We start from the raw sequence: 8,960 nt of genomic DNA on the forward strand, positions 1-8,960 counted from the left end.
GTTCTTCAATACCGGCCGCGTCCCCTCCCCTCACGAAGAGGAGACCGCCGGTCCGTCTCACGCGTCCGCCGAGGCGTCCGCGCCCTCGGAGCCGCGACGGGCCTGGAGGGTCGAAACCTTCATGCCGCGGCGAGCGGCGACGGAGCGCGGGCTGTCTTCGGCCTTGAGCGCATCGAACGTGGCCCGCACCATGTTGTACGGGTTCGACGAGCCCATCGACTTCGCCACGACGTCCTGGACGCCGAGGGTCTCGAAGACGGCGCGCATCGGGCCGCCGGCGATGATGCCGGTACCGGCCGGAGCCGCACGGACGACGACCCGGCCGGCGCCATGATGGCCGACCACGTCGTGATGGAGGGTGCGACCCTCGCGCAGCGACACGCGGATCATGCCGCGCTTGGCCGCTTCGGTGGCCTTGCGGATCGCCTCGGGCACCTCGCGAGCCTTGCCGTGGCCGAAGCCGACGCGGCCCTTCTGGTCGCCGACGACGACGAGGGCGGCGAAGCCGAAACGACGGCCGCCCTTCACCACCTTGGCGACGCGGTTGATGTGCACCAACCGGTCGACGAATTCGCTGTCGCGTTCTTCCCGCTCACGCGTTGCCATGTCTGTTCTTCCCTCGAGCGCAGCCCTCGCGGCGCGCCATGGATTTTGATCAGAAGTCGAGGCCACCCTCACGGGCGGCGTCGGCGAGAGCCTTGACCCGGCCGTGGTAGATGAAGCGTCCGCGGTCGAACACGACCTGCTTCACACCGGCGGCCAGCGCCCGCTCGGCGACGAGCTTGCCGACGGCTTCCGCCGCGGCCTTGTCGGCACCGGTCTTCAGGCTGCCCTTGAGCGAGGTTTCCAGGGTCGACGCGGCGGCGACGGTCTTGCCGTTCGCATCGTCGATGACCTGCGCGTAGATGTTCTTCGACGAGCGATGAACCGAGAGCCGGGGACGGCCGTTCGCCGCCGCCTTGACGGCACGGCGCACGCGATCGGCGCGACGCTCCGTAGTGGTCTTGTTGGCCATGGCGGCAGCTCCTTACTTCTTCTTGCCTTCCTTGCGGAAGATCTTCTCGGTCGAGTACTTGACACCCTTGCCCTTGTAGGGCTCGGGACCACGCCACTCGCGGATCTCCGCGGCGACCTGACCGACCTGCTGCTTATCGATGCCGGAGACCGTGATCTGGTCCTGCTTGGCGCCACCGACGACGATGGTGATGCCTTCCGGAACCGGGAACAGCACGTCGTGGCTGTAACCGAGCGACAGCGTGAGCGTCTTGCCGTTGAGGGCGGCCTTGTAACCGACGCCGTTGATCTCGAGCTTCTTCTCGAAGCCCTTCGACACGCCGGTGACGAGGTTGGAGATCATCGTCCGCGACATGCCCCACAGCGAACGGGCGAGCTTGGACTCGTCCCGCGGCGCGACGGCGATGCCTTCGTCACCCTTGGTGACTTCGACGAGATCGTGGACGGTGAAGGACAGAGCGCCCTTCGGTCCCTTGACGTTGACGGCCTGGCCCGCGACTTCCGCGGTGACCCCGGCGGGAACCGGCACGGCCTTCTTTCCGATGCGCGACATGATGTGGCTCCTCAGAAGACCTTGCAGAGGACCTCGCCGCCGACATTGGCCTCACGCGCCGAATGATCGGCCATGACGCCCTTCGGGGTCGAGAGAATGGTGACGCCGAGGCCGTTGGCGACGCGCGGGATGTTCTGCACCGAGGTGTAGACCCGGCGGCCCGGCTTGGACACGCGAGAGATCTCGCGGATCACCGGCTGGCCGTCGAAGTACTTCAGCTCGATCTCGAACTCCGACTTGCCGCCGTCGAACTCGACCTTGGAATAGCCGCGGATGTAGCCCTCAGACTTCAGCACGTCGAGCAGATTGCCGCGCAGCTTGGAGGCCGGGGTCGACACCTTGGACTTCTTCCGGAGCTGAGCGTTCCGGATACGGGTGAGCATATCGCCCAGAGGATCGGTCATGGTCATGGGGATCGTTTCCTCACCAGCTCGACTTCACCAGGCCCGGGATGGCGCCCATGTTGCCCAGTTCACGCAGAGAGACGCGCGACATCTTCAGCTTGCGATAATAGGCACGCGGACGACCGGTGACTTCGCAGCGGTTGCGGATGCGCACCTTGGCGCCGTTGCGCGGCATTTCGGCGAGTTTCATCACCGCCTGCATGCGCTCATCCGGCGAGGTCTCGCGATTCATGATCGCGGCCTTCAGTTCCGTGCGCTTCTTGAGATCGCGCGCCGTCATCTTGCGACGGCGGTTGTTCTTCTCGATCGAGCTCTTCTTGGCCATGTCTTTCCTATCCTCTGCCGTAACGGCTCACTGACGGAACGGGAAGTTGAAGAGCTTGAGCAGCTCCCGGGCTTCCTCGTCGGTCTTCGCCGTCGTACAGACGATGATGTCCATACCCCAGATCTGGTCCACTTTGTCGTAGTTGATCTCGGGGAACACGATGTGTTCCTTCACGCCCATGGCATAGTTGCCACGGCCGTCGAAGCTCTTGGGGTTCAGGCCGCGGAAGTCACGAACGCGCGGCAGCGCGATGGTGACCAGACGGTCCAGGAACTCGTACATGCGGGTCTTGCGGAGGGTGACCTTCGCACCGATCGGCATGTTCTCTCGGATCTTGAACTGCGCGATCGCCTTGCGGGCGCGGGTGACGACCGGCTTCTGGCCGGCGATCAGCGCGAGATCCGCAGCGGCGACGGACGCCTTCTTCGAGTCGGCGGTGGCTTCACCGACGCCCATGTTGAGGACGATCTTGTCGAGGACCGGCACTTCGAACGCGTTCTTGTAGCCGAACTTCTCGATCATCTTCGGACGCACCACTTCGTCGTAGTGCTTCTTCATGCGCGGCAGCGCGACGACGTTGTCAGCCATCGATCAGGTCTCCCGTGCGCTTGGCGACACGAACCTTGCGGCCGTCGTCCAGCTTCTTGAAGCCGACGCGGGTCGGCTTGCCGTCCTTGTCCGCGATGGCGAGGTTGGACAGGTGGATCGGCGCCTCTTTCGAGATGATGCCACCTTCGTTCACGCCCTGCGGCTTCTGATGCCGCTGAACCATGTTGACGCCACGAACGAGCGCACGCTCTTCCGTCGGCATCACCTGGATCACTTCGCCCGAACGGCCCTTGTCACGGCCGGCGAGCACGACGACCTTGTCGCCCTTCTTGATCTTCGCCGCCATCACAGCACCTCGGGAGCCAGCGAGAGGATCTTCGTGTGGTTCTTGGCGCGGAGTTCGCGCGGAACCGGTCCGAAGATACGAGTACCGATCGGCTCCTTCTGATTGTTGATCAGAACGGCCGCGTTACGGTCGAAACGGATCACCTGACCGTCCGCCCGATGGATGTCCTTCGACACGCGCACGACGACCGCCTTCATGACGTCGCCCTTCTTCACGCGTCCGCGCGGGATCGCTTCCTTCACCGACACCACGATGATGTCGCCGATGGTCGCGTACTTCCGCTTCGAGCCGCCGAGCACCTTGATGCACATGACGCGCTTGGCACCCGAATTGTCGGCGACGTCGAGGTTGGTCTGCATTTGAATCATGACCGACCGCCTTTCTTAAATCTTCGTCGCCGAGGCTCAGGCCGCGCCGACCGGACCGAGAACAACCCACCGCTTGTTTTTCGACAGCGGACGGCCTTCCTCGATCGCGACCTGGTCGCCGACCTTGAACCGGTTTTCTTCGTCGTGGGCGTGATACTTCTTCGAACGACGCACGGTCTTCTTCAGAAGCGGATGGGTGAAGCGACGCTCCACCTCGACCACGATGGTCTTGTCGTTCTTGTCGCTGACGACGACGCCCTGCAGCACGCGCTTCGGCATGGCCGTCTCCTCAATTGCCGCGCTTGGCGGTGATGACGGTCTCGATCCGCGCGATGTCGCGACGGACCTGGCGCACCCGCGCCGTGTTCTCGAGCTGTCCGGTGGCCTTCTGGAAGCGAAGGTTGAACTGCTCTTTCTTCAGCTTGGCGAGCTCGTCGGTGAGTTCGTCGGCCGTCTTCGTCCGAATGTCGGCGATCTTCATCGGTCAACTCCCTCAGTCGGCGATACGCTCGATGAAGCGGGTGCGGATCGGCAGCTTGGCGGCTCCGAGCCGCAGCGCCTCTTCGGCCACTTCATGGCTGACGCCGTCGATTTCGAACAGGATGCGCCCGGGCTTGACGCGGCACGCCCAATATTCGGGAGCGCCCTTGCCCTTACCCATGCGCACTTCGGTCGGCTTCGACGAAACCGGAACATCGGGGAACACGCGGATCCACACGCGACCCTGACGCTTCATCTGACGGGTGATCGCGCGGCGGGCCGCTTCGATCTGCCGGGCGGTGACCCGCTCCGGCTCCAGCGCCTTCAGTCCGTAGGAGCCGAAGTCGAGGTTGAAGCCACCCTTGGCGGCACCCTTGATCCGGCCCTTGAACTGCTTGCGGAACTTCGTGCGCTTAGGCTGCAGCATCGTCGTTCTCTCTCATCTTTCCTTGCAGCCGGCCTCAGGCCCGCTCGCTGTCCCGCTCACGATCGCGACGACCGCGTCCACGACGCTCACCGTCCCGATCCCGATCGCGCTCACGACCCTCGGGGCGCTCGCGACGGGTGTTGTCCGGCTCCTGCGCCTTCCGCTCGGAAGCCATCGGATCGTGCTCGAGGATCTCACCCTTGAAGATCCACACCTTGATGCCGCAGGTGCCGTAGGCGGTGACCGCGGTGGCGACACCGAAGTCGATGTCCGCACGCAGGGTGTGCAGCGGAACGCGGCCCTCGCGGTACCACTCGAGACGGGCGATTTCCGCGCCACCGAGACGACCGGAGGCGTTGATGCGGATGCCCTCGGCGCCGAAGCGCATCGCCGACTGGACCGAGCGCTTCATGGCGCGACGGAAGGCGACGCGGCGCTCGAGCTGCTGGGCGATCGAAGCGGCCACCAGGTTGGCATCGGTCTCGGGCTTGCGCACCTCGACGATGTTGATGTGCACTTCCGAGTCGGTCAGCTTCGACACGCCCTTGCGGATCTTGTCGATGTCGCCGCCCTTCTTGCCGATGACGACGCCCGGACGCGCGGTGTGGATCGTGACGCGGCACTTCTTGTGCGGACGCTCGATCACCACCTTCGACACGGCGGCCTGCTTCAGCTCGGCGAGCAGATACTTACGGATCGCGAGATCCTCGTGCAGCAGCTTGCCGTACTCGCCCTTGCCGGCGTACCAGCGGGAATCCCAGGTCCGGTTGATGCCGAGCCGGAGACCGATCGGGTTGACCTTCTGTCCCATCAGGCGGACTCCACTTCGCGGACGACGATCGTCAGGTTCGAGAACGGCTTTTCGACACGGCTGGCGCGACCGCGGGCACGAGCGTGGAAACGCTTCATGACCAGAGCCTTGCCGACGTGGGCCTGGGCGACGACGAGGCTGTCGACGTCCAGTTCATGGTTGTTCTCGGCGTTCGCGATCGCGCTCTCGAGCGTCTTCTTGACGTCCTTGGCGATGCGCTTGCGGGAGAAGGTCAGGTCCGCCAGAGCGGTGGAGACCTTCTTGCCACGGATCAGAGCGGCGACGAGGTTGAGCTTCTGAGGGCTCACGCGGATCATCCGCGCGACGGCCTGAGCCTCGGTGTCCTTCAGCGCCCGTTCGGTCTTCGACTTCGACATGGGGCTTACTTCCTCTTCGCCTTCTTGTCGGCAGCGTGACCATAGTAGGTCCGGGTCGGCGAGTACTCACCGAACTTCTGACCGACCATTTCCTCGCTGACGAGGACCGGAATGTGCTTCTGACCGTTGTACACGCCGAAGGTCAGACCGACGAAGTGCGGCAGGATCGTGGAGCGACGGCTCCAGATCTTGATCACTTCATTCCGGCTCGACGAACGAGCCTTCTCGGCCTTCTTCAGGAGGTAACCGTCGACGAACGGGCCTTTCCAGACAGAACGAGCCATGACCTCACTTACCCTTCTTGGCGTGCCGCGAGCGGACGATGAACTTGTTCGTCGCCTTGTTCGACCGGGTCTTCTTGCCCTTGGTCGGCTTGCCCCACGGGGTGACCGGATGACGACCACCGGAGGTGCGGCCTTCGCCACCACCGTGCGGGTGGTCGACGGGGTTCATGGCGACACCGCGGTTGTGCGGACGACGACCGAGCCAACGGGAACGACCCGCCTTGCCCGCCGACGTGTTCATGTTGTCCGGGTTCGAAACCGCGCCGACGGTGGCGAGGCAGGACCCGAGGATCAGACGCTGCTCGCCCGACATCAGGCGAACGATGACGTAGCCCTGGTCGCGACCGACGATCTGCGCATAGGCGCCGGCCGATCGGGCGATCTGACCACCCTTGCCCGGCTTGATCTCCACGTTGTGGACGATCGTGCCGACCGGGATGTTGCCGATCGGCATGGCGTTGCCGGGCTTCACGTCGACCGAGGTGCCGGCGACGACGGTGTCACCCACGGCCAGACGCTGCGGCGCCAGGATGTAGGAGAGCTCGCCGTCCGCATAGCGCACCAGAGCGATGAAGGCGGTACGGTTGGGGTCGTACTCGAGCCGTTCCACGGTCGCCGGCACGTCGACCTTGCGACGCTTGAAGTCGACGATGCGGTAGGTCCGCTTGTGACCGCCACCGATGAAGCGCGCCGTGACGCGGCCGGTGTTGTTGCGGCCGCCGGACTTCGACAGGCCTTCGGTGAGCGCCTTGACCGGCTTGCCCTTGTAGAGAGCCGAGCGGTCGACGATGACCAGCTGACGGAGGCTGGGCGTGACCGGATTGAAGGTCTTCAGAGCCATGGTTGTCTACCCTTCGTGCCTTCAGAGACCGGTCGTGATGTCGATCTTGTGGCCCTCGGCGAGGGTCACGATCGCTTTCTTCACGTCGCCCTGCTTACCGACGAAGCCCTTGAAACGCTTCACCTTACCCTTGCGGACCAGGGTGTTGACGGCGGTCACCTCGACCTTGAACAGCGCCTCGACGGCGGCCTTGATCTCGGGCTTGGTGGCGGTCTTCGCGACGTTGAAGACGACCTGATTGTTCTCGGCCGCGATCGTCGCCTTCTCGGTGATGACCGGGGAGCGGATCACGTCGTAGTGGGAGAGTTCGATCGCCATGGTCACGCCTCCGCCCGGAACCGGGCTTCGATCGCGTCGACCGCGTCCTTGGTGAGGACGAGAACCTGACGACGCAGGATGTCGTAGACGTTGATGCCCTGGACCGGCAACACGTCGACGTTCGGGATGTTGCGCGCGGCCAGACCGAAGTTCTGGTCGACCTCGGCGCCCGACACCACGAGGACGTTGGCGAGACCGAGCTTCTCGAAGCGCTCGGCCATGGCCTTGGTCTTCGGCGTCTCGGCGGTGGCGTCGGCGAGGACGACCAGCGCGCCGGCGGCGGCCTTGGACGAAAGCGCATGCTTCAGACCGAGGGCGCGGACCTTCTTCGGCAGATCGTGCTCGTGGGAGCGGACGACCGGGCCGTGGGCACGACCACCACCGCGGAAGATCGGAGCACGCTGGGACCCGTGGCGAGCGCCGCCGGTGCCCTTCTGCTTGTACATCTTCTTGCCGGTGCGGGCGATCTCGGAGCGGCCCTTGACCTTGTGGGTCCCGGCGCGGCGCTTGGCGAGCTGCCACTTGATCACACGCTGGATCAGATCGATCCGCGGCTCGGCGATACCGAAGATCTCGTCGGAGACGGTGATCTTACCGGCGTCGGCGCCGTCGAGGGTCTTGATCTGGAGCTCCATCACTCGGCCCCCTTCTCTTCGGTGGCGGCCGCGACGGCGACCGGCTTCTTGAAGGCGCCGGGCATCGGCAGACCTTCCGGAGCCTTACGCTTCACGGCGTCGCGGACGATGATCCAGCCGCCCTTGGCGCCCGGCACCGAACCCTCGACCAGGATCAGGCCGCGCTCGACATCGGTGCGGACGACCTTGAGGTTCTGGGTGGTGACGCGCTCGGCGCCCATGTGGCCGGCCATCTTCTTGTTCTTGAAGGTGCGACCGGGATCCTGACGCTGACCGGTGGAACCCAGCGAACGGTGCGACACCGACACGCCGTGGGTGGCACGCAGACCACCGAAGTTCCAACGCTTCATGCCGCCGGCGAAGCCCTTACCGATCGAAGTGCCGGTGACGTCGACGAACTGGCCGACGACGAAATGGTCGGCGGTGATCTCCGCACCCACTTCGATCATCTTGTCCGCGTCGACGCGGAACTCGACCATCTTGCGCTTCGGCTCGACGTTCGCCTTGGCGAAATGGCCGCGCATCGCCTGGGTGGTGTTCTTCACCTTGGCGAGGCCGGCACCGAGCTGCAGCGCGGTGTAGCCGTTCTTCTCTTCGGTCCGATGGGCGACGACCTGGCAGCCGTCGAGACGCAGAACCGTCACCGGCACCTGCTCTCCCGCATCGGTGTAGATGCGGGTCATGCCCAGCTTCTGTGCGATCACACCTGAACGCATGGCGTTCTCTCTTCTTATGGGAGTGTCACGCGAGTGAAACACTCCTGATCCATGTCAGAGGCTCGGAAAGGCTGAATGCCGATCAGAGCTTGATTTCGACGTCCACGCCGGCCGCCAGATCGAGCTTCATCAGAGCGTCGACCGTCTGCGGGGTCGGGTCGATGATGTCGAGAAGCCGCTTGTGGGTGCGGATCTCGAACTGCTCGCGCGACTTCTTGTCGACGTGCGGCGAGCGGTTGACCGTGAACTTCTCGATCCGCGTCGGCAGCGGAACCGGGCCACGGACGGAAGCGCCGGTGCGCTTGGCCGTGCTGACGATCTCGCGCGTCGAGGCGTCGAGGACCCGATGGTCGAACGCCTTGAGGCGGATACGGATGTTCTGACCGTTCATTCTTGAACCCTCGGAGTTTCGGCCGGCGGGCGGGGGCGTACCCCGCCCCGCCACCGAGTTCCTTACGCGATGATCTTGGCGACGACGCCGGCGCCGACGGTGCGGCCGCCTTCACGGATGG

Annotated in this window: 19 protein-coding genes; all 19 read right to left on the reverse strand. The window is 64.7% G+C overall.

Features of this window, described 5'->3' with window-relative positions; translation table 11 throughout:
• Positions 1-57: 57 nt before the first annotated feature.
• On the reverse strand, positions 58-606 hold the full coding sequence (gene rpsE, locus V7Q42_RS10995) for a 30S ribosomal protein S5 (protein ID WP_333824103.1): 549 nt from the start codon (positions 604-606) through the stop codon (positions 58-60).
• A gap of 49 nt (positions 607-655) precedes the next feature.
• Positions 656-1,015, reverse strand: coding sequence for a 50S ribosomal protein L18 (rplR, locus tag V7Q42_RS11000; RefSeq protein ID WP_333824104.1), 360 nt, complete (start codon positions 1,013-1,015; stop codon positions 656-658).
• A gap of 12 nt (positions 1,016-1,027) precedes the next feature.
• Entirely contained in the window at positions 1,028-1,567 is a 540-nt protein-coding gene (gene rplF / locus V7Q42_RS11005) for a 50S ribosomal protein L6 (protein WP_333824105.1), read from the reverse strand.
• An 11-nt stretch (positions 1,568-1,578) separates the two neighbouring features.
• Positions 1,579-1,977, reverse strand: a complete 399-nt coding sequence (rpsH, locus tag V7Q42_RS11010; RefSeq protein ID WP_333824107.1) for a 30S ribosomal protein S8 — start codon at positions 1,975-1,977, stop codon at positions 1,579-1,581.
• A gap of 13 nt (positions 1,978-1,990) precedes the next feature.
• The gene (rpsN, locus tag V7Q42_RS11015) at positions 1,991-2,296 is read right to left on the reverse strand and encodes a 30S ribosomal protein S14 (protein ID WP_333824108.1); all 306 of its coding nucleotides are present in this window, start codon (positions 2,294-2,296) and stop codon (positions 1,991-1,993) included.
• A gap of 27 nt (positions 2,297-2,323) precedes the next feature.
• Positions 2,324-2,884, reverse strand: a complete 561-nt coding sequence (gene rplE, locus V7Q42_RS11020; protein ID WP_333824109.1) for a 50S ribosomal protein L5 — start codon at positions 2,882-2,884, stop codon at positions 2,324-2,326.
• The gene (gene rplX / locus V7Q42_RS11025; RefSeq protein WP_333824110.1) at positions 2,877-3,191 is read right to left on the reverse strand and encodes a 50S ribosomal protein L24; all 315 of its coding nucleotides are present in this window, start codon (positions 3,189-3,191) and stop codon (positions 2,877-2,879) included. The genes rplE and rplX overlap by 8 nt, the downstream gene beginning before the upstream one ends.
• On the reverse strand, positions 3,191-3,559 hold the full coding sequence (rplN, locus tag V7Q42_RS11030) for a 50S ribosomal protein L14 (RefSeq protein WP_333824111.1): 369 nt from the start codon (positions 3,557-3,559) through the stop codon (positions 3,191-3,193). Before rplN ends, rplX begins: the two co-directional genes overlap by 1 nt.
• Before the next feature lie 36 nt (positions 3,560-3,595).
• Positions 3,596-3,838, reverse strand: coding sequence for a 30S ribosomal protein S17 (gene rpsQ, locus V7Q42_RS11035; RefSeq protein ID WP_333824112.1), 243 nt, complete (start codon positions 3,836-3,838; stop codon positions 3,596-3,598).
• Between the two features lie 10 nt (positions 3,839-3,848).
• Positions 3,849-4,040: a 50S ribosomal protein L29 gene (gene rpmC / locus V7Q42_RS11040; protein ID WP_333824113.1), complete on the reverse strand. Its 192-nt coding sequence runs from the start codon at positions 4,038-4,040 to the stop codon at positions 3,849-3,851.
• A 12-nt stretch (positions 4,041-4,052) separates the two neighbouring features.
• Positions 4,053-4,466, reverse strand: coding sequence for a 50S ribosomal protein L16 (rplP, locus tag V7Q42_RS11045; protein WP_333824114.1), 414 nt, complete (start codon positions 4,464-4,466; stop codon positions 4,053-4,055).
• Between the two features lie 34 nt (positions 4,467-4,500).
• A complete protein-coding gene (gene rpsC / locus V7Q42_RS11050; protein ID WP_333824115.1) occupies positions 4,501-5,277 on the reverse strand; it encodes a 30S ribosomal protein S3 in 777 nt (258 codons plus the stop codon).
• Positions 5,277-5,654, reverse strand: a complete 378-nt coding sequence (gene rplV / locus V7Q42_RS11055; RefSeq protein WP_333824116.1) for a 50S ribosomal protein L22 — start codon at positions 5,652-5,654, stop codon at positions 5,277-5,279. Before rplV ends, rpsC begins: the two co-directional genes overlap by 1 nt.
• 5 nt (positions 5,655-5,659) lie before the next feature.
• Positions 5,660-5,938 carry a 30S ribosomal protein S19 gene (gene rpsS, locus V7Q42_RS11060; RefSeq protein ID WP_333824117.1) on the reverse strand — a complete coding sequence of 93 codons (279 nt, stop codon included), beginning with the start codon at positions 5,936-5,938 and terminating at the stop codon, positions 5,660-5,662.
• Between the two features lie 4 nt (positions 5,939-5,942).
• A complete protein-coding gene (gene rplB, locus V7Q42_RS11065) occupies positions 5,943-6,779 on the reverse strand; it encodes a 50S ribosomal protein L2 (protein ID WP_333824118.1) in 837 nt (278 codons plus the stop codon).
• Positions 6,780-6,800: 21 nt separating this feature from the next.
• Positions 6,801-7,097 (reverse strand): 50S ribosomal protein L23, encoded by a 297-nt coding sequence (locus V7Q42_RS11070; protein WP_333824119.1) that lies wholly within the window; start codon positions 7,095-7,097, stop codon positions 6,801-6,803.
• A 2-nt stretch (positions 7,098-7,099) separates the two neighbouring features.
• Complete coding sequence (rplD, locus tag V7Q42_RS11075; RefSeq protein ID WP_333824120.1) at positions 7,100-7,732, reverse strand: 50S ribosomal protein L4; 633 nt, start codon at positions 7,730-7,732, stop codon at positions 7,100-7,102.
• A complete protein-coding gene (gene rplC / locus V7Q42_RS11080; RefSeq protein ID WP_333824121.1) occupies positions 7,732-8,448 on the reverse strand; it encodes a 50S ribosomal protein L3 in 717 nt (238 codons plus the stop codon). The genes rplD and rplC overlap by 1 nt, the downstream gene beginning before the upstream one ends.
• Positions 8,449-8,530: 82 nt before the next feature.
• Positions 8,531-8,839 carry a 30S ribosomal protein S10 gene (gene rpsJ, locus V7Q42_RS11085; RefSeq protein WP_217927055.1) on the reverse strand — a complete coding sequence of 103 codons (309 nt, stop codon included), beginning with the start codon at positions 8,837-8,839 and terminating at the stop codon, positions 8,531-8,533.
• Between the last annotated feature and the right edge of the window lie 121 nt (positions 8,840-8,960).

Source organism: Pinisolibacter sp. (assembly GCF_036782435.1).
In the GTDB taxonomy this organism is placed as follows: Bacteria; Pseudomonadota; Alphaproteobacteria; order Rhizobiales; family Ancalomicrobiaceae; genus CALBKH01.